Raw genomic sequence first — 19,010 nt, forward strand, 5'->3', positions numbered from 1 at the left:
GTACGTGCCGCCACCGACGTCATCGCGCGGGCGACAGCACATCGCGCGTTCCGGCTACAGCACCGTGACCGCGGTGTAGAGACCGAACACCACGACGATCCCGGTCAGGGTCCAGGTCGTGATCAGGCTCAGGCCGTGCTGCCGGTGCTGCACGGGCAACGCGCGGTGCTCCAGCAGCAGTAGGAAGCCGAGCACGATCGGCAGCAGAACCGCGTTCATCACCTGCACGTCCACCGACAGGTTCACCAGACTCGGCGCCAGGACCACCGCGATCGCGCTACCGAGCAGCGCCGCCACACAGACCAGGTAGAACGCCCGTGCATGGCTGCGCGAGTCGTTCAGGCTGACCCGCCACCCCAGCACCTCACCCAGACCCCGACTACCGGCCACCGCAACGACCAGCGCCGCGACCGTCGACGCGCCCAGCATGCCCAGACCGAACAGCAGATTCGCACCCGTGCGTCCGAGGGCCGGCACGAGAGCATCCGCGATCTGACCCACCGTCTGCAGTGCCTGGCCGGGATGAGCGCGGCCGACGGTAGCCGCAGTGGCGACGACGACCGCAGCCATGATGATCTGGGTCACCACGGAGCCGACCGCAGTGTCGATCCGGCCGATCCGCAGGTCTTTTGCGCGAAGACCTTTGTCCAGCACGGCGCCCTGTTGGTAGAAGACCATCCAGGGCATGATCACCGCCCCCACGTTCGCAGCGACCAGCTGTAGATAGGCCGGGTGCGTAGATATCGAGTGCGCCAATCCGTACGCCATCGCCCCGCCCTGGGGGTGGGCCAGGATCGCGGCGGGGATGAAGAGCAGCTCCAACAGTCCGAGGGTCACCCCGACGACTTCCACCCGTCGATAACCACCGGTCACACACAACAGCGCAAGTGCGAGCGCGACCGCCGTCACTGTCAGCCACGGTGGCAGCCCCACGAGTTGCCCGACCCCGGCGATACCGGCGAACTCGGTGATCAACGCCCCGACGCATGCGGCCAGCAATGTCACACCCGAGAGCCAGGCCCACCCTTTTCCGTAATGCTCACGGATCAGCTCACCATGCCCCTTGCCCGTGATGATCCCGAGCCGGACGGTGATCTCCTGCACGATGTAGAGGATCGGGATGAGGATCAACTGCGGCAGCAGTAGCCGGTATCCGTAGGACGCGCCCGACTGTGCGGCCGTGATGACACTGCCGGCATCGGTGTCGGCGAGCATCACCATCAGGCCCGGGCCGAGCAGCAGGATCGAGGCCGGCAGCCACCGCTTCCTACCGACCACGGTCTTATCGGCCGAGACAGGAGAGCCGGCCGATGGGAGGTTCACCGAATGAGGGTAGCTATACCTAACTGGGTAAAGCATGGGAGCGCTTCTCGTGCGCTCGCGGTTAGTCTCGTGTCCATGCCGAAAACGCCGCCCGAAGCCGCGCTGCTGCTCTCCGGGCAGGAGTTCGCGCCCATCGTCCTGGGGGGCGACCGCCTGGGTTACAGCCTGGCCCGCTCGTTCGACCTCGGGTACGGCTACCGCACGCTCATCGTCTCCACGATGCTCGGCGGACCGGTCGCGCACAGCTCGCTGATCGAGCACCACGTCGTGCCGAGCCTGCAGGATCCGGAGGTTCTGGTAGCCCAGCTACGCGAGCTGGCGCCGCGGATCGGGCCGCAGCGGAAACTGCTGCTGGCCACCACCGACCACGTCGTCAGTGTGCTGGCGAGTATCAAGCACCGCCTCGAGGATCTTTACGTCATCCCGTACTGCGATGCGGATCTGATCGACCGGCTCAGCCGGAAGGAGAACTTCGCGGATGTATGCGCCGAGTTGGACATCCCCCATCCGAAAACGGTGGTCTATGACGTTGCCGAGCGACCCGATCTGGCCGCTGCGACCGCCGATCTGACCTTCCCGGTGATTGCCAAACCCTCCAACGCGCAGGCTTATGCCGCTGTCACCTTTCCCGGCAAGAAGAAGGTGCACTCTGCGGGTGATCTGGCGCAGTTGGAACAGCTGCTGGAGGCGTTGCACCGCTCGGGGTACCGCGACAAGTTCATCCTGCAGGACGTCATCCCCGGCGATGACCAGGGCATGCGGGTGATGACCTGCTATGTCGACAAGCAGGGGGTCGTCAAGTTTGCGGCCTTCGGGCGGGTGCTGGTGGAGGAGCACTCCCCCGAGACGCTCGGCATCCCCGCGGCGATTCTGACCGGCACCGACCACGAGGCGGTCGCCCATGCGACCCGGCTGCTGGAGCACGTCGGCTGGCGCGGTTACGCCAATTTCGACATGAAGTTCGACCCGCGCACCGGTAAAACGGTGTTCTTCGAGCTGAACCCCCGCCTGGGTGGAACGTCGTTCTACATCACCGCGGCCGGGTTCAACACGGTGCAGCTCTACGTCGAGGAATGGGTACGCGGCCTCGACTTCACCGACCGGCCGATGCTCGAGGCGAGCCACGAACACATCTTCACCGCCATCCCGCTGCGCCTGCTGAAGCGTTACGTCACCGACCCCGCTCTGCGACCGGCCTTCGACCGTGCCGTCAAGGCCGGCGAGGTCACCAACCCGTGGTTCTACAAGTCCGAGCGCGATCCACGTCGTTGGGCGTGGATCGCGGCCAACCAGGTCAACTACGTACGCAAGTACCGCGAGCACTACCCCGAACCGAAAGCGCTGGTATGACCCAGATCCCCCCGATCGACGCATCATTGCGCGTCGATCGCGATCCCTCCTGGTCGGACACCGTGGTGGGAGTCATCGGCGGGCTGGGCCCGGCCGCGACGGCGCTCTTCCTGCAGTTGATCGTCGACCTCACACCCGCCGCCCGCGACCAGGACCACCTGGATCTGATCGTGCTGGATCACAGCACGACTGCAGACCGCACGGCCTACATCCTGGACCCGGCGAATGCCCGCAATCCCGGCCCGGGTCTGGCCAGGGATGCGGCCAGACTGGCGGCGCTCGGAGCCTCTTTCGTGTCGATTCCGTGCAATACCGCACATCACTTCGCCGGCGAGATCGTCCAGGCCAGCGGCCTGGCGGTCGTCGACGTGGTCGAGGAGACTGCCCGCGCCGCCGTCGACGCTGCAGCAGGCGCACCCGTTGCCGTGCTTGCCACCGACGGAACCCGCGCAGCACGCGTCTACCAGGATGTCCTGGAACGGCTCGGCGCACAGGTGCTGCTCCCCGATGAGGCACAGCAGCGGCTGGTGATGTCGGTGATCTACGACGGCGTGAAGGCCGGTGGACCGGTGGATGTGGACGGGTTGCTCACGGTCATCGATGCGCTGCGTGACCAGGGGGCAGGGGCCGTCGTGCTGGGCTGCACCGAGCTGTCGGTGGTCTACGCCCAACAGGGTTGGGGGCAGCGGCCGCACATCGTCGACTCGGTCGAAACCCTGGCCCGAGCGACGGTTGCGCGCGCCGGTCGTACTCCACGACGATGATCGATCTGGTATTCCCGAGCGTCGATCTCGCCGCATCGTGGCGGGCCGGCGTGGCCGAGTTCCCGCCGGGCGCGGTGCTGCACGGTTTCGGGTACGACGATCAACTCGGCTTCGAGCTCGCTACTGCGGCCGGATTCGCGGATTTCGTACAGTCCCTGCGGGACGCCGAGCGCGGTGTCGGGCTCCCGGCCGGCTGGGTGCCGTGCACGACGTACTGGATCATCGACTCCGCGGAACCGGACCAGCTGCTCGGTTCGCTCGCGTTGCGTCACCACCTCGAGAATGACTTCCTGGCTGAGTACGGCGGGCACATCGGCTACGGCGTGCGCCCATCGGCGCGACGTCGCGGGGTGGCATCGGCTGCGCTACGGGCGTCGTTGCCTCGTGCGCGCGCCCTCGGGCTGGACCAGGTGATGCTCACCTGCGACGACGACAACCTGGCATCCCGCGCCACGATCGAGGGTTGCGGCGGTGTCTTCGAGCGGATGGCCGGGCAACGGCGCCGCTACTGGATTGCGACCTGATGCCGACCGTCGCCCAGCGCATCACGGCCGAACTCGTCGCCGCGCGACAGGCATCACGCTGCCCGTCGATCGCGGCGGCCGTGTTCATCGACGGCATCGAGGTTTGCAGTGGCGCAGTCGGCGAAACCACTGGCCGGGTGGGCGGGCCGGTGGCCACTGCGAGCACTCGGTACCGGATCGGATCGATCACCAAGACGATCACCGCGATCACCGTCCTGCAACAGGTGCGGGACGGTCACCTGGAGCTGGACGCACCGGTGAGCGACCGGCTGCCTGAATTGACCCTGGGCAACCCCGATGTCGCGACGGTGACCACACGCGCTCTGCTGATGCACGGCAGCGGACTTCTCGCCGAGCCCTCCGGGCCATGGTGGGAGCGCAGCCCGGGCCGCACCTGGGAGCAGCTGACCCCCCAGCTGCTACGCAACCCTGATCTCATCGGGCGATTTCACTATTCCAATACCGGGTACGCGATCCTCGGCGAGCTCGTCGCACGCTGCACCGGGCGCACCTGGTGGGACGTGGCCCGCGACGACGTGCTCCTGCCGCTGGGTATGACCAGCACGACGTATGCCGCGCCCACCGGCTGCGCGCCAGGTCTTGCTGTGCACCCCGACGCCGACCTGCTGCACACCGAACCGGCCTATGACACTGCTGCGATGGCTGCGGCGGGCCAGTTGTGGTCGACGGTCGGAGACCTGGCTCGCCTCGGCGGTTTCCTGGCGCGCGGGGATGGCCGGGTGCTGCCGAACGGTCTACTTTCGCGCATGCTGACGCCCCGCCTGGTCGATGATGTGCCGGGTCGGACATGGACGCGGGCCTACGGATTCGGCGTCGATGTCACCGACCGGTCCGGCACCCGGTACGTGGGGCACGGCGGGTCGATGCCCGGGTTCGTCGCTTGCCTGCGGGTCCGGGCCGAAGACGGTGCGGTGGTCGCTGTGCTCGCCAACTCCACTGCCGGTCACGACGGCGAGCTGGCCTACCGGCTGCTGGCCGCTGCGGATGTCGAACATGTTCCGGACGGTGTGATCCGGGCCGTCGACACCACATCGGGCGATCTGGCCGGGCGGTGGTTCTGGGGGCCTCGGCCATACCTGGCGCGCCCTGGCCGGGGCGGCGCTCTCGAACTCGCCCCGGAGGGCGCCGGCCGCGGATCGCGTTTCGTACCCAGCGGGCCCGACATGTGGACCGGTCAGGACGAGTACTTCGCGGGTGAGACGTTGCGTGTGCTGCGCCGCGGTGAGCGGTCCTCCTACCTGGACCTGGGCTCGTTCCGCTTCACCCGGTCACCGTACGATCCGTCCTGCGACATACCCGGCGGCGTGGACCCCGCCGGCTGGCACTAGTGCGTTACGTGAGCCGCACTTCCGATCCACTGCACGAGGGAGATCCGTGGAGCACTGGCTGAGCACGATCCCACCGATCGTCGTCCTGCTGGTCGTGGGCGTCGTGGTCCTCGTCGAGAGCATGGGCATCCCCTTCCCCGGCGAGATCGTGCTCGTCGCGGCCGCCGTCGGCGCGTCCCAGAGCAAACTGGACGTCGGGCCGTTCGAGATCGCGCTGGCTGCGACGCTCGGTGCCGTGATCGGCGATTCGATCGGTTACGGACTCGGGAGCCGTTACGGTGACCGACTTTTCGTGTGGTTGGGCCGCAAATTCCCCAAACATGTCAACCCGGACGTCCTGGCCTACGCCGAGCACATTTTTCACCGGTACGGCCTCTTCGCGGTGTTCTTCGGCCGGTTCATCGCGTTGCTGCGGATTTTCGCCGGACCGCTCTCCGGGTCGCTACGCATGCGGTACAACCGGTTCCTCCCGGCCAATGTGCTCGGTGCGGTCTGCTGGGCGGGCGGCACGGTCTACCTCGTCTTCTACCTCGGTACGGCCGCCGAGAGGTATCTGAAGGGTTTCTCCTATGTCGGGCTCGCCATCGCGGTGATCTTCGCGCTGGTCGGTTCGACGTTGCTGCGTCGACGGTTGGAGCACAACGTCGAGGCCTACGCCAAGAGCAGGCGCACCGAGAGCAGCTCGTCGATTCACCGCTGACCAGCATGTCAAGCTATGCAGCATGTGGGCAGTGCTCGGGGTCGTCGGCGCGCTGACGGTCATCAGCGGGGTCCTGCCTGCATCTGTCGCATCACAGGTCGCACTGGTGCGTGGCGGGCCGATCATGGCATTCCTGGTGGCGATCACGGTGCTCGCGGAACTCGCCGACCGCGCCGGAGTCTTCGATGCGGCGGCCGGGGTGTGCGCACGCGCCGCACGGGGTTCCACCCGCGGTCTCTTCCTGCTCATCGCGGCGCTCGGAACGCTCACCACCATCGGTATGAGCCTGGACACGACGGCCGTGCTGCTGACGCCCGTCGTACTGGCAGTGGCTACCCGCCTGGGCCTGGCACCCCTGCCGTTCGCCTTCCTCGCCGTCTGGATTGCCAACACCGCCAGCCTGCTGCTGCCGGTATCGAACCTGACGAACCTGCTCGCCGTCCAACATCTGCAACTCTCGACGCTGGCGTTCGCCGCCCGGATGAGCCTGCCGGAAATAGTGGCGGTCACAATCACTGTCGGGTATCTGGCCGTTGTGTTCCGTCGCGACCTCACCGGACGGTACGAGCTGCCCGAGCCCGCGGCCGTACAGGACCGCGCATTGTTCCGGATCTGCACTGCAGCGTGCGTGGCCCTTGCTCCAGCGGTACTTGTCGGTGTCCAACCGTGGGTTGCCGCGACCGTGTGTGCAGCGGTCAGCGCCGCGGCGTTCTGGTGGCGTCGCGGCGCCTCGCTGACGTGGTCGCTCATTCCGTGGCGGATTGTCATCTTCACCGAGGGACTGTTCCTGATCGTCACCACGCTCGCCCGGCACGGCGGCACCACCGTGCTGGCACATCTCGTCGGTCACTCGGCCCTCGCGACCACCTTCGTGGCCGCAGGACTCGGCAACGTCGTCAACAACCTGCCCGCCTACCTCGCCGTCGAACCGGTGACCTCGACCGCTCACCCGACGCAGCTGCTCGCCGCCCTCCTGGGCACCAACGCCGGCCCCCTTGTTCTCGTCTGGGGCTCGCTGGCGACGTTGCTGTGGCGGGACCGGTGCCGCGCGCGGGGGCTGCACATCTCCGCTGGCCGCTTCGGGCTGATCGGACTCGGCGGCGTGCCTCTTGTGCTCGTCGGCACCTGGGCCGCACTGATGATCACCAGCGGGTGACCGGCTGTTCCCCGAGCAACCCGTTCCCTGAGCCACCCGTTCCCTGAGTCACCCGCTCGCTAGGCTGCCCGCGATGAGTGAGGACGATAGGACCACCTTCGTACCTGTGTGCGTGATGCTGGTGCGCCGAGCCGATGACCACGTGCTGCTGGGTGAGAAACTCACGGGCTTCGGCGCGGGTCAGGTCGTCGCCCCCGGAGGGCATCTCGAGCCGGGCGAGACCGCGCTGGAGGCGGCGGTCCGGGAAACCCACGAAGAGACGGGACTGACCGTCGCCGACGTTGAGTGGCGCGCAGCCCTCACCTTCGAGTTCCCGACCCGACCCGCATGGAATCTTGCCGTGCAGGTGTTTTCGACTTCGACGTACGCCGGTGAGCTGACGGCCACCAGCGAGTTGGACCCGTGGTGGTGCCCGGTGACCGAGCTGCCGCTGGAGCGCATGTGGGACGACGACCGCTACTGGCTGGCGCGGGTGCTGTCCGGCGAGCGGCTGCGCGGCCGTTTCGTCTACGGAACCGACAACACGACCGTCGCCGCTGCAGATCTGAACCCCGCCTGACCCACCCAGGTGGCCGGACCCACCCAGTTATCGCGCGAGTTCCAACTCCTGGGCACGGTGATATTCCGCCACGACCGTCTCCACGACCGACGGCCATGCCTGGGTAGGTCGATGGATGGCGTTGTGCTGGGTGATACGCCGACGCAGATCGTCATCCGTCGCCAACCGCACGATGGCCTCAACCATCCCGAGGTCGTCACCGGCGAGCAACCCGTTCACGCCGTGCTCGATGAAGGTCGATACCCCGCTCCGCCGCGGCGCTACTACGGGCAACCCCGTGGTGCGCGCCTCCAGAGCGGCGATTCCGAAAGCCTCCAAGGTGCCCGGGGAGAGGTAGATGTCGCTGGCCAGATAGCGCTCGCGCAACTGGGCCCTCGACATCCGCCCCGGCAGGCTGATCCAGTCCCCGGCCCTCAGCTCCTGGACGTGTGCCTGCACCCGTTCGCGCAATTCGCCCTCGCCGAGGATCTCCAGACGTATGTCGCGCTCCGGCACCCGCCGCCGGACCTCGGCCATCAGATCCAGCAGAGCCAGCGGACGTTTGCGCCGGGCAAGACGCATGGCTGAGACCACCCGCAGCACCCCGTCGTCAGCCCGCTCGTTCGGCCCGTCGCGCTCCCAGTCAGAAGACTGGATCCCGTTGGGCACCAGATGCACCAGGTATCCCGGCCCGGCCATCCGTTGGACGGGCGCAGCCGCGACCGTCGACACCGCCGACAGGGCCGCACCGCGCGCGCCCCAGCGACGGACGTAACCCGTCGCTCCGATCCAGTGCGCGGATCTCCCGTGCACCGAGTGCCAGGTCACGGCCGTCGGCAGCCCGATGCCCTGGGTCACCCGCACGCAGTCGAAGGCGAACGGACTGACGATGCCCATATGCGCGTGTCCGACATCGAACCGGCCGGCCTGCAGCATCCGCCGCAACGCGCGCGGCGCAAAGGGGTTGACCGGAAAATCCTTCGGCAACGTGATGGCCAGGCGGTGCACGGGGATACCGTCCAGCCAGTCGGTGCCCACCCGTAGCCGCTGCGGACCGACTGTCGCGGTGAAGACTTCGACCTCGTGCCCGGCGGCCTGCAGATGACGCGCCAGGTCGTGCACCTGGACCTCGATACCCCCCAGACGCGGCAGATAGCAGTCGCTCAGCAGGGCCACCTTCACGCGCCCCAGGATGACATGCGCCAGACTAGACGGCGATGTCGCACACTCTGGTGGTTTTCCATGCCCATCCCGATGACGAGGCGCTGCTGACCTCGGGGACCATGGCCAAGGCCGCCGCCGAAGGCCACCGCGTCGTCCTGGTGGTCGCCACCGACGGCGACCTCGGACTGGCTGCCTCCTCCTACCGCGCTGGTGGAGCCTCGCTGGCCGGTGTCCGGATGCGCGAGCTGGCAGCGTCGGCGAAGGCCCTCGGAGTCGCCCGGACCGTGCACCTCGGGTACGCCGATTCCGGCAGCGGACCGCTGCTGTACGACGACCCGCCCGGTATGACGCGCTTCGCCCGCGCCGACGTGCAGGAAGCTGCGGGCAAACTCGCGCTCATCCTGCGCGAAGAAAACGCGGACGTGCTGCTCAGTTACGACGCGGCCGGCGGGTACGGGCACCGTGACCATGTCCAGGTACATCGGGTGGGCGCCCGGGCCGCACAGCTCGCGGGCACCGCCCGCGTCCTGCAGGCCACGGTGCCGCGCGACCTGCTCGTGCGCGCCATTCGGCTCGCCGCGCGGTTCTACCGCTTCCCCACGGACTTCGAGATCGACTCCTACGAGCGCGCCTACTCCCCGCGCGCCGCCATCACCCACCGCATCAGGGTCTACCGGCAGATCAGCGCCAAACGGGCCTCGATGCGCGCGCACGCCTCACAGGCAACCGACGACTCCCCGGGTGCCGGCGACCGCACGCTCGGGATGTTGCTGCGGATCCCCCGCCCTCTCTACGATCTTGCCTTCGGCCGCGAATGGTACGTGGACCCCGACCACCGGGGACCGGTATCGCACGACATCTTCGCGGACCTGCCACCCATGAGCCCTCAGCCATGAGTGTCCAGTCCGGTCGCCCGACGGTCACGCGGGGCCAGATCCGCAGCGCCGTCATCGGGATGACGATGGCCGGTCTGCTGTTGGGTGTGGGGCTGCCGCTCGTCGCACAGACCAGCTGGCACGAAATCGGCCAGCATCTCTCGCAGCTCGGGCCGCTCGCAGCACTCGAACTTTTCGGCCTCGTTGCCTTCGGACTGTGGTGCTACACCTTCACCCTGACCGGATCGCTGCCGGGCCTGAGCCATCCCAAAGCCCTGATCATCAATGTCTGTGGCTCCTCGGTGTCGAACCTGCTTCCCGGTGGCGGCGCCGTCGGGATGGCCGCGACCTACTACATCGCGCGTAGTTGGGGTTTCACCCGCCGCAACATCTCCACCTCGATCATCGTCAGTGCGGTGTGGAACGTGCTCGCCCGGCTGGCGATGCCGTTGGTCGGCCTGGCGGCGGTCTCGACCTCGAAGAACGCATTGCCTCGTTCGGTACGCACTGCCGCTCTGTACGGCGGCGTCATCGGGCTGCTGGTACTCGCCGGATTCATCGTCGTGCTCATCAGCCCGGTGCTCACCGCGCGGCTCGGGCGGTTCCTGGACAAACGCGTGGCCGGGCTGATCGCCCGCTGGCGGCGGGGTGATCAGCGCGGGGTGCGGCCCACCATCGCCGTGCTGCTGGCCGATCAGCGCACCCGCCTGTCGGTGGTGACGAAGTCCGGCTGGCTGCCCATGACCTTCGGCGTCGTCGCCTTCCTCGGGGTCTACTTCATCTTGTTCTGGCGCACGATGACCGCGGTGGGTGTCGATCTGCCCATCGCGGATCTTTTCGCCGCCTACGCGCTGGGCCGATTGCTCACCGCTGTGGGCGTCACGCCGGGTGGTCTCGGCATTTCCGAGGCCGGGACACTCGCGGTCCTGGTCGCGTGGGGAGCCGACAAACCGGCGTCCGCCGCCGGCGTGCTCATCTTCGCGGTCTTCTCCCATCTGCTGGAGGTACCGCTCGGTGCGATCGGCTGGGCGGCATGGTGGAAATCGGCCAAGGTCGACGTCGCCGACGATTCGGTGGACGTGGAGGCGCTACCGGAACAACTGGCGTGATCTGTCAGCGCAGGAAACGGTCGGCGGTGCGTGCCACCCATACGTACACGACGAGGGTGCCCACGGCAACGGCGATCACGGCGGCGAAACCGAGGATCGCGGCGCGCCAGTTGGGCGCCGTCTGAGCTCCCCAGGCCAGCAGGAGCAATGACACGAAGGCAACGCCTGCGGTCGCCGACCGCAGGGTCTGCGCGAGACTGCGCTGCATCCGCGCCGAGGCCGAGTCCGAGATACTGCGGTCGCGTCTGGTGCCACCCAGAGCGGCCACCACGGCGAAGGCAACTGCGGTCCAGCCCAGACACACTGCGAGTGCGGCCAGGACGTCGCCCGGGCGATGCCAGTGCCCGATCACCGTACCGACCCCGAAGAAATAGCCGACTGCCGTGCACACGGGCAGTGAGGACCGCTGCCAGGAGGCCGGCAGGACGATCAGCAATGCCAGCGAGATCGAGACCCCTACAGTGGCGTGCCCGCTGGGCATGCTCGGCAAATTATCGTCGACGATCGCGCCGGGTAGCCGGTAGATGAACTCGTTCTTGAGCACCTGAGTAGTGACTGTCGCGCCACCGATGAGCACCAGGGCGCCCGCCGCAAGGCCCACCCGGCGCCGTCCCAACGCCACCAGTGCGAGCAGCACCCCGGCGATCCCGACTCTGAGCACGGACACCTGTTGCAGTCGGGACTCGATGTTGTAGAACAGCCACGGCGGGCCGCCGAGCGCCCACTCCATGCGGTGGTCGTAGCGCGCACCCGTTCGGGTGTATACCAGAACCGTTACCAGGGCTACCAGTACAAGAGCGCAGACGACGACCACCGCGACCAGCGATCGCCATAGGGTGACGGTCTGCCGCACGGCAGGACGTTGCCCGGTCGGTTGGGCGGTTACGACATCCACTCCTCAATTATGGCCACTCCCGCTGGCACGGGCCTGTGCATTCTCGATGCGTGCGATGTTGTACTGATGAGCAGGCCGGATCGACGGCATCCCAGATACGAAAATGGAGACCACCCGATGTTCGAAGCAGATGACATCCGCGACTGGCGGGGCCGCGACGTGGTCGACACCGACGGGTCCAAGATCGGCTCGATGGAGTCCGTCTATTACGACACCGCCACCCAGGAGCCGGTCTTCGCAGCCGTCACCATCGGGATGGTCGGACGACACAGAATCGCCTTCGTGCCGCTGGACGGGGCGCGCGTCTCCCCCGACCACCTCCGGGTGATGTGTGCGAAGAAGCTCGCCAAGAATGCTCCGACCATCGCCACCGACGGCGAGTTGACCGCCGAAGAAGAGCCGGCGCTCTTCGAGCACTACGGCCTGACGTACACCGCGGGAGTGTCCGGCGAGCGACGTCTCGGGCGACGGTGACGCCTCCGACCGCAGACGCCTACGGCCAGACGCACGCACCGGTGTACGACCGGATCTACGGTGCCCGTTTCGTGCCGGATGCCGCAGTCGCCGCGCTGAGTTCGGCGGCTGGTGCCGGTGGCAGCATCCTCGAGTTGGGCCTCGGGACAGGTCGGTTGGCCATTCCGCTGGCTGCAGCCGGGCTGCGGGTGGACGGTATTGAATCCAGCACGGCGATGGCCGCCCGACTGCGGGCCCAACCCGGTGGCGACACGGTGCGGGTGATCATCGCGGATCTGGCTGACTTCGAGGTGCCAGGCAGGCAGTACGACGTTGCGGTGTGCGCCGTCAGCACATTGTTCATGCTGCCCGATCGCGAGGCGCAACAACGGTGTGTCCATGCTGCGGCGCGGCACCTGCGGGTCGGCGGGCGGTTGTTCATCGAGGCGTTCCGCCTGGACGAATCACGTTTCGACGCGCAGCACGAGCGGGTGGAGGAACGCCCTGATCCTGGCGGCGACGGCCATGTCGTGCGCAGCGTGCATGATCCGCGCGCCCGGGCTATCCGCATCACCCACGAACTGACCGACGGCGCCGCCATGAGCTCCTACGATGTCGTGCTGCGGTACCTGAGTGACGAGCAGCTCGATGCGATGGCCGCCGAGGCGGGGCTGCGCCTTGTGGCGCGGTGGGACAACTGGACCGGGCGGGCGGCTGGCGAGACCAGCTCCGACCCCATCAGCGTGTACGAAAGGACCGCAATCTGACCTCAGTTGGCTCCCTTGTCGCGCTGGGAAGGGTTGGATGGGGGTATGGACGTTGCTGACTGGTTCCTGAGCGCCGCCGAACGCGGTAACACCGCTACCCGCCTAGACTCCCGGCACGAAGACGGACGTGCCTGGACCTCTGGGAACGACGTCGTTCCGCTGGTGCACGGCGCCGCCTATTTCGATGAGTTGGTGCGTCAGCTGGGTGAACTGCGGTCGGGCGACCTGGCCATGTTCGTCGATTGGCGCGGTGACCCCGACCAGCATCTGGATGGGTCCGGCACGGAGGTCTCGTCTGCCCTGTGTGCGGCCGCGAGTCGGGGCGCCGTGGTCAAGGGGCTGATCTGGCGCTCGCACCTGGACAACTTCTCCTTCAGCGAGGAACAGAACCGGCACCTCGGTGAGGACATCGAGGCGGCAGGGGGTGAGTGCCTGCTGGACCAGCGGGTGCGCCCGGGAGGTTCGCATCATCAGAAATTTGTGGTGCTGCGGCACCCTGGTCGCCCAGAACTCGACGTCGCGTTCGTCGGCGGGATCGACCTGTGCCACGGCAGACGCGACGACGAAACGCACGCCGGAGATGCGCAGCAGGCACCCTTGGCGCAGGTGTACGGCGATCGTCCCCCGTGGCACGACATTCAGGTGATGCTGCACGGCCCGGCCGTGGCCGATGTCGAAACATCGTTTCGGGAGCGCTGGGAGGACCGTGCCTCACTCAGCCGCAACCCGATCAATCTGCTCAGCGATGTGGTGCATCGAGCCGACCGTTTCGCTGATCCGCTGCCTGCTCAGCTGCCCGACCCCGAGCCGCGTGGAACCGCGCACGTGCAGGTCATTCGCACCTACGCCAACAGGCATCCCGGCTACCCGTTCGCGCCGCAGGGTGAGCGCAGCGTCGCGCGCGGCTACTCCAAGGTGATCGAGCGCGCCGAGCGGCTGATCTATGTCGAGGACCAGTACCTCTGGAATACCGGCATCGTGGGGGCGTTCGCCGACGCATTGCGCGCGACACCGTCGCTGCACCTCATCGCCGTGATCCCGCACCATTCGGATCAGGACGGTCGGTTCTCCCGCGCACCGAATCTTGTCGGCCGGCAGGCGGCACTGGACCTGCTGTTCGCGGCGGCGCCCGATCGGGTGGCCGTCTACGGGGTGGAGAATCCCGCCGGCAATCCGGTGTATGTGCACGCGAAGGTCTGCGTGATCGATGACGTCTGGGCCTCGGTCGGCTCGGACAACATCAACCGCCGCTCGTGGACACACGACTCGGAACTGGCGTGCGCGGTCGTAGATGACGCACGCGACGAGCGTGAACCAGCGGTGATCGACCGGTTCGGTCACGGCGCCCGCCAGTTCGCCCGCAAGCTGCGTCTGGAACTGGGCCGCGAGCACCTGGACCTCGACGACGACAGCACTTTGATCGACCCCTCCGAGGCGTTCGACTCGTTCGCTGCGAGTGCTGCAGCTCTGCAGGCCTGGCACGACGGCGGCCAAAGTGGGCAACGTCCACCGGGCAGGCTGCGGCCCTACGCGCCGCCCGGCCTCTCGCGTCGCACCCTCGCCTGGGCGACACCGCTCTACCGGATGGTCTACGACCCGGACGGTCGGCCCTTACGGATGCGCTTCGCCAACCGCTTCTGACCCCCGCAGCCGATCACTACCCGTCACAGCAGGTGGCCCCTTCCCGCCCAGTAAGGGCTACGCCCGGGAACGCGGATCCCCGGACCACCGAGAACTACAATCGCGCCCGGGGCAACCTCGACCGCTACGGCGTCTATTTCCTCACCGCGGACGTGGCTGAAACTATGCCCTGGACCGAGTCCTCGTCCTCGTCGGATACCGCGGTCAATGCTGGTCGGTGCGCGGGTGATCTTCGAGGGCGTTGAGGACTGTGCCTAGCAGATCCGGTGTCGGCAGGATGCGCAACGATTCATCGATCTCGAGCTGGGCCCAATGCCGATCGCGTGGAGCTGCCGTCGGGTCGAGAGCGACGCGCACCTGGAGACTGAGGAAGTTCAGCTGGGTGGCGATCAGCATTGTGAAGTCGGCTGCTGAGCGTAGTCGCGCCGGTCCGCCTGCTTCCACGTAGGACCGGTATGCCCACCGCATCGAGTCAAGATCCGGTTGCCCGTCGTGATAGCAGGCCACCAGAGTGCGGGCCAGCTCCTGCGCTGGTTCCGCGGGCCCGATGTCCTCCCAGTCCACGACCACCAGCTCACCGGCTTCGTCGGCGAGCACGTTCTCCGGATGCAGGTCGCGGTGACACAGCCGCATCCTGGCCGGCGCGGGCGAAGAGAGGATGGAGTGCAAAGCGGGCAGGCCGTCCGCCGCGGCGGCCAACCGTGTAGCCCAGGACATGCCGGCTTCAGTGGCTGCTGTCACCAGTGGTCCCCACTCATCCTGGTCCGGCGGGACCTCATACCACGGCTCGGGTGGTGCGCCGTTGAGCTCCCGGTCTACTGGTTGAGCACACCGGTGTAGACGGGCAAGGAGAACGCCGAGCGCCTCCGCGGTGGCAGCGAGGTCGGCACTGCGCAGCTCGACCCAGTCATAGAGCCGCAGCCACCCGCCGTTCGTTAGCGGCACGACGTACTCCCCGTTGCGATCGAGATGGCTAGCCGGGAGGCGGACTCCTGCTGCGGCTGCCCGCCGCGCAAATTTCACTTCGCTCTCCACCTGACCTTGCGCAGGAGGTGCACCCGCGGACACTTGCTTAAGCGCGTACACCCGACGCCCAGCCGTCAACCGCCACACCTGGCCCCGTGCGCCCCGTGCGCCGGGCGTGATCGAGACGTCCTCATCCCCAAGGTCGAACGACTCCCGCGCCCGGGACATCAAGTCGGACTGCATGCAACCAATTATCGGTGATCAAGACATTCGCGGTAGACCTGCGTCTTCTCGCCGCGTTGCGGGCGGTTGGCCTTCCTCACTTCTCGGAGAGAAATAGTCGGCGCCAGCTGTCGGCCAACCATTCCTGGTAGTGCTCCGGCGACCAGCCGCGGTCCTGGACCAGTAGTCGGTGCAGGTCGGGACTGTTGGTGGCCCAGATCGTGTCAGCGACCTCGTCCATGCTCAGGCCGCCGCGGAGCTGACCGGTCGCGAGCAGGTCTGCGGCGAGCAGTCGCATGTTTGTGGCGCGTCGGTCGCTGATCTGCGACCAGACCTGAGCCGCTTCCGGGTCAGTGGCCGAGGCGTCGCGCAGCGCCAGGAAGAGCGGTGCTAGTTGCGAAAGGATGCGGCGCATCGCGGCTGCGTACAGATCGAGCTTTCGGCCCGCATCAGGCTCAGCGGTGATTTCTTGAACGTAATCCCGCTCGAACGGGTCGAGCGGTTGGTCGGTCCCGGAGATGGCTCGCTCGACCAGTTCTCGCAGGATTAACGGCTTGCGGCCGACCAGCTCGTAGATCGTGTCGACGTGCACGTCGGCGCGACGGGCAAGTTCGGCGATCGTCGTTCCCCGATAGCCCCGCTCGACGACCAGAGCCTGGGCCGTTACCAGGATCCGCTGACGCGTTGCCTCGGACTGAGCCCGGCGCTGCTCACTCTCATAACCACGTTTCATTACACCTCCCTGTTGACGGCTGTTCCGCTCAAGAGCATAGTTGATCCGAAGATCCTTCGGATCAACTGAGGAGACCGGTGCCATGACCTACGCATTCACCCAAGACGTCCCGATCGATACAACGGCGTACGACAAAATCGTCGCTGAACTCGGGCCCGACCCCGCACCAGGCTTCGTCGTGCACCTGGCGATCGCGCGCCCCGAGGGTGGCCTGCGCTACATCGACGTCTGGGACACCGAGGCGGACTTCGAGAAATTCGCCGAAGAGCGCTTGCACCCAGCCGTCCACCCGGTACTGCACGCGGCCTTCGGGGAGAACATGCCGCCCGAGCCCGAGCGCGTTCCTCTCGACGTCATCCACGTCTGGAAAGCCTGACCACCCACACAACAGCCGTCAGGACAAGATGCATCACGCCAGATCCTCTGGCCGTTTACACGCCGATGAGCGGAACGTCCCTCCGCCTGCGGTGACACCGAATTTGTCACGATCAGCGATTGCGTCGGCTCATCCATGCCGCGCACTCGGCGCGTCGCATCGTCGGGAAACAGGTTGAGCGACGTCGCGACCGACAGTCTCGCGCGAGCAACTCACGACCAGCAGGAGGATCTTGCGGTTCGTCTCAAACGATTATCCGCGCAGGTGCGTCCTACCGCCGCCAGCGGACGCAACGACCTCGAGCTTGCGGTGGGTAGCGGCGTGAGGTGGATCTTGCCACGGACGGCAGCGGTCATGGGGAGACCCGTAAAGACCGCATTCAGCAAGTCGCACTCCCATACAGAGGAAGATGATGCTCATGGGAAGCCAGATGTTGTAGCGCTTGGAACCATGGCAGGAGCCGTGCTTGCGTACGTCCTGCAGGCATTGACGTCTGCTAGACAAAGGCGGAACGACATCGCCGACCGGACGCGCGCAGAGCGTCTCGAAGCAGCGGCAGCCTTTCCAACCGCGCTGGTCGCTTACCGGCACGCACAGATCGCCCGACGATTGGACCAGTTGCGCACCGGCAGCCGTAGTGAACCCAGAACTTCATCGATGTCGCACGCACCAGGCTTGTCCTCTAGTGACGCCGCGCGTCAGACTGATTAGCGGTGTGAGCTGAGCCTCAGACTCCCGCCTGGCAGAGGATCATCTCCGAAACGACCGGACGTAAAGCCCGTCAGCACGTCCGTAGCGGATGCGCACCAGCGCGCACCTCGGTGCGCAGATCCTGCTCCGGGCGACCGTTATCGCGTTCGTCCTGTTAGCAGTGAGCATCCGACTGCGCGGCCTCGCGCGCCGAAGCGGATCCCGCGTGGACCGTGGCAGCATCGTGGCGGTCGTCGTGGGGATCGCGGCCGGAGCCTTCATGGCGGCCTGGTGTGCAGCCAGAGTGACGAGCGCTTCGCTCCCCGCCGGCAGCGCGCTCTACGGCTGCAGCATCGCGCTGATGTGGGCCGGGATCGCGCTTCGCCAGTGGGCGGTTTGGGTTCTGGGCCGGTTCTTCACCGTCTTCGTGCGGGGGTGACCGCCGGGCAGACCGTGATCGACCGCGGACCGTACCGCTGGGTCCGGCATCCGTCGTACACCGGTCTCCTGCTGACCTTGTACGGCGCTGGTGTGGCCTTCGGCAACTGGCTCTCCATCCTCGCGCTGATCATCCTGTCCGCGCACGGGCTTGCGATCCGGATCCGCGTCGAGGAGCGCGCTCTCCTGGCTGCTCTCGGCGAGCCCTATCGGGCGTACGCCGCTCATCATCGTGCGCGCCTCATCCGGGCATCTGGTGACAGGACCCCGGGGTTCGCTGAGCGGCTAAGTCCGTCCTGTGTCTGCCGCGCTCTGCTCGGACGTGGCAATGAACGGTTCGAGCACGGCCACTGCGGCATACGGCTCCGACCAGGTGCCGTGTGCTCCTACTCTTAAGGCAGCGTCCTCGCAGTGTCACCGCCAGACGCGGGCGGCTCATCAGCTCCGCCGGCGTGGTTGACCGGGTGAGCCTCCTTGTGTGCTCGAGGACGTTGGACCTTACTCTTGAGATGGGTGGCCTCGCCGATTTGAGGTCCAGGCTGCGACGAACTTGACCGCTCCGCTCCTAGACGCATCAAGTTCGGGGTTCTGCCCGTGGGTGGGAGCCGCCCACCCCCGGGGAGTCCCTCTAGTCAGAGTGGACGACTCTCGGCGGAGAGTACGCCCCGGCCCGCGAATCTTGTCCCGTTTTCATAACACGTTGATCGCAGAATTGAGAGGGCGAACCACCGCATCCGCCAAGGAGAAGGGCAGCCGCGGCGCAGCTCACCGCGGATCGGCCCGGCGTCCACGCTGATATGACGCAGGGGTGCGCGACGGTTGCACGCGCATGCCGCGATCGGCGGTCAGCTCCCGGTGCTGGGCATCGAAGGCGCCGAGCAGCGCGAGCACCTGGGTCGTCACGCTTGAGCCGCTCACCTCGTCGCGGTAGGCGACGCCCATCGTCCCCGAGGTGCCTGGCAACCTCGGTGCGGCGG

Annotated in this window: 21 protein-coding genes; 15 read left to right on the forward strand and 6 right to left on the reverse strand. The window is 67.1% G+C overall.

The genetic code is table 11. The annotated features are described in order from the left end of the window. Positions 1 to 54: 54 nt before the first annotated feature. On the reverse strand, positions 55 to 1,323 hold the full coding sequence (locus tag V3G39_15945; protein XAS76119.1) for a divalent metal cation transporter: 1,269 nt from the start codon (positions 1,321 to 1,323) through the stop codon (positions 55 to 57). Positions 1,324 to 1,398: 75 nt separating this feature from the next. Between V3G39_15945 and V3G39_15950 the strand changes: the two genes are divergently transcribed. From V3G39_15950 to V3G39_15980, 7 genes are all read left to right on the forward strand, one after another. Next, positions 1,399 to 2,673 carry a carboxylate--amine ligase gene (locus V3G39_15950; protein XAS76120.1) on the forward strand — a complete coding sequence of 425 codons (1,275 nt, stop codon included), beginning with the start codon at positions 1,399 to 1,401 and terminating at the stop codon, positions 2,671 to 2,673. Further along, entirely contained in the window at positions 2,670 to 3,437 is a 768-nt protein-coding gene (locus V3G39_15955; protein ID XAS76121.1) for an amino acid racemase, read from the forward strand. The genes V3G39_15950 and V3G39_15955 overlap by 4 nt, the downstream gene beginning before the upstream one ends. Beyond that, entirely contained in the window at positions 3,434 to 3,961 is a 528-nt protein-coding gene (locus V3G39_15960) for a GNAT family N-acetyltransferase (GenBank protein XAS76122.1), read from the forward strand. Before V3G39_15955 ends, V3G39_15960 begins: the two co-directional genes overlap by 4 nt. Further along, positions 3,961 to 5,310: a serine hydrolase domain-containing protein gene (locus tag V3G39_15965; protein XAS76123.1), complete on the forward strand. Its 1,350-nt coding sequence runs from the start codon at positions 3,961 to 3,963 to the stop codon at positions 5,308 to 5,310. The genes V3G39_15960 and V3G39_15965 overlap by 1 nt, the downstream gene beginning before the upstream one ends. A gap of 46 nt (positions 5,311 to 5,356) precedes the next feature. Then, positions 5,357 to 6,010, forward strand: a complete 654-nt coding sequence (locus tag V3G39_15970; GenBank protein ID XAS76124.1) for a DedA family protein — start codon at positions 5,357 to 5,359, stop codon at positions 6,008 to 6,010. 22 nt (positions 6,011 to 6,032) lie between these two features. Continuing rightward, entirely contained in the window at positions 6,033 to 7,166 is a 1,134-nt protein-coding gene (locus tag V3G39_15975; GenBank protein XAS76125.1) for an SLC13 family permease, read from the forward strand. A gap of 73 nt (positions 7,167 to 7,239) precedes the next feature. After that, positions 7,240 to 7,725: an 8-oxo-dGTP diphosphatase gene (locus tag V3G39_15980; GenBank protein ID XAS76126.1), complete on the forward strand. Its 486-nt coding sequence runs from the start codon at positions 7,240 to 7,242 to the stop codon at positions 7,723 to 7,725. A gap of 27 nt (positions 7,726 to 7,752) precedes the next feature. Here V3G39_15980 and V3G39_15985 read toward each other — a convergent pair whose 3' ends face one another. Then, positions 7,753 to 8,886, reverse strand: a complete 1,134-nt coding sequence (locus V3G39_15985) for a glycosyltransferase family 4 protein (GenBank protein XAS76127.1) — start codon at positions 8,884 to 8,886, stop codon at positions 7,753 to 7,755. Between the two features lie 35 nt (positions 8,887 to 8,921). Between V3G39_15985 and V3G39_15990 the strand changes: the two genes are divergently transcribed. Together V3G39_15990 and V3G39_15995 are read left to right on the forward strand one after the other, a co-directional pair. Further along, positions 8,922 to 9,764, forward strand: coding sequence for a PIG-L family deacetylase (locus V3G39_15990; protein ID XAS76128.1), 843 nt, complete (start codon positions 8,922 to 8,924; stop codon positions 9,762 to 9,764). Beyond that, positions 9,761 to 10,852: a lysylphosphatidylglycerol synthase transmembrane domain-containing protein gene (locus tag V3G39_15995; GenBank protein ID XAS76129.1), complete on the forward strand. Its 1,092-nt coding sequence runs from the start codon at positions 9,761 to 9,763 to the stop codon at positions 10,850 to 10,852. The genes V3G39_15990 and V3G39_15995 overlap by 4 nt, the downstream gene beginning before the upstream one ends. A gap of 4 nt (positions 10,853 to 10,856) precedes the next feature. Here V3G39_15995 and V3G39_16000 read toward each other — a convergent pair whose 3' ends face one another. Next, positions 10,857 to 11,747, reverse strand: coding sequence for a phosphatase PAP2 family protein (locus tag V3G39_16000; protein XAS76130.1), 891 nt, complete (start codon positions 11,745 to 11,747; stop codon positions 10,857 to 10,859). A gap of 117 nt (positions 11,748 to 11,864) precedes the next feature. Between V3G39_16000 and V3G39_16005 the strand changes: the two genes are divergently transcribed. Genes V3G39_16005 through V3G39_16015 form a run of 3 tightly spaced genes read left to right on the forward strand, consistent with a single transcriptional unit; the run spans position 11,865 to position 14,608 of the window. After that, positions 11,865 to 12,221, forward strand: a complete 357-nt coding sequence (locus tag V3G39_16005) for a PRC-barrel domain-containing protein (GenBank protein XAS76131.1) — start codon at positions 11,865 to 11,867, stop codon at positions 12,219 to 12,221. After that, on the forward strand, positions 12,218 to 12,967 hold the full coding sequence (locus tag V3G39_16010) for a class I SAM-dependent methyltransferase (protein ID XAS76132.1): 750 nt from the start codon (positions 12,218 to 12,220) through the stop codon (positions 12,965 to 12,967). The genes V3G39_16005 and V3G39_16010 overlap by 4 nt, the downstream gene beginning before the upstream one ends. Positions 12,968 to 13,012: 45 nt before the next feature. Then, a complete protein-coding gene (locus V3G39_16015) occupies positions 13,013 to 14,608 on the forward strand; it encodes a phospholipase D family protein (GenBank protein ID XAS76133.1) in 1,596 nt (531 codons plus the stop codon). 204 nt (positions 14,609 to 14,812) lie between these two features. Here the strand turns inward: V3G39_16015 and V3G39_16020 are convergent, their stop codons facing one another. Then, complete coding sequence (locus tag V3G39_16020) at positions 14,813 to 15,817, reverse strand: phosphotransferase (GenBank protein XAS76134.1); 1,005 nt, start codon at positions 15,815 to 15,817, stop codon at positions 14,813 to 14,815. 76 nt (positions 15,818 to 15,893) lie between these two features. Continuing rightward, positions 15,894 to 16,529 (reverse strand): TetR/AcrR family transcriptional regulator, encoded by a 636-nt coding sequence (locus V3G39_16025; GenBank protein XAS76135.1) that lies wholly within the window; start codon positions 16,527 to 16,529, stop codon positions 15,894 to 15,896. 82 nt (positions 16,530 to 16,611) lie between these two features. Here V3G39_16025 and V3G39_16030 point away from each other — a divergent pair, with 82 nt between their 5' ends. The 3 genes from V3G39_16030 to V3G39_16040 all read left to right on the forward strand — a co-directional run bounded on the left by V3G39_16030 (position 16,612) and on the right by V3G39_16040 (position 18,429). Further along, complete coding sequence (locus V3G39_16030; protein ID XAS76136.1) at positions 16,612 to 16,905, forward strand: hypothetical protein; 294 nt, start codon at positions 16,612 to 16,614, stop codon at positions 16,903 to 16,905. Positions 16,906 to 17,704: 799 nt separating this feature from the next. Next, complete coding sequence (locus tag V3G39_16035) at positions 17,705 to 18,034, forward strand: hypothetical protein (GenBank protein XAS76137.1); 330 nt, start codon at positions 17,705 to 17,707, stop codon at positions 18,032 to 18,034. Further along, on the forward strand, positions 18,031 to 18,429 hold the full coding sequence (locus tag V3G39_16040; GenBank protein ID XAS76138.1) for an isoprenylcysteine carboxylmethyltransferase family protein: 399 nt from the start codon (positions 18,031 to 18,033) through the stop codon (positions 18,427 to 18,429). The genes V3G39_16035 and V3G39_16040 overlap by 4 nt, the downstream gene beginning before the upstream one ends. A gap of 369 nt (positions 18,430 to 18,798) precedes the next feature. Here V3G39_16040 and V3G39_16045 read toward each other — a convergent pair whose 3' ends face one another. Next, positions 18,799 to 18,951, reverse strand: coding sequence for a hypothetical protein (locus V3G39_16045; GenBank protein XAS76139.1), 153 nt, complete (start codon positions 18,949 to 18,951; stop codon positions 18,799 to 18,801). Positions 18,952 to 19,010 lie beyond the last annotated feature (59 nt).

The sequence above is a fragment of the Dermatophilaceae bacterium Sec6.4 genome (genome assembly GCA_039636865.1).
In the GTDB taxonomy this organism is placed as follows: domain Bacteria; phylum Actinomycetota; class Actinomycetes; order Actinomycetales; family Dermatophilaceae; genus Allobranchiibius.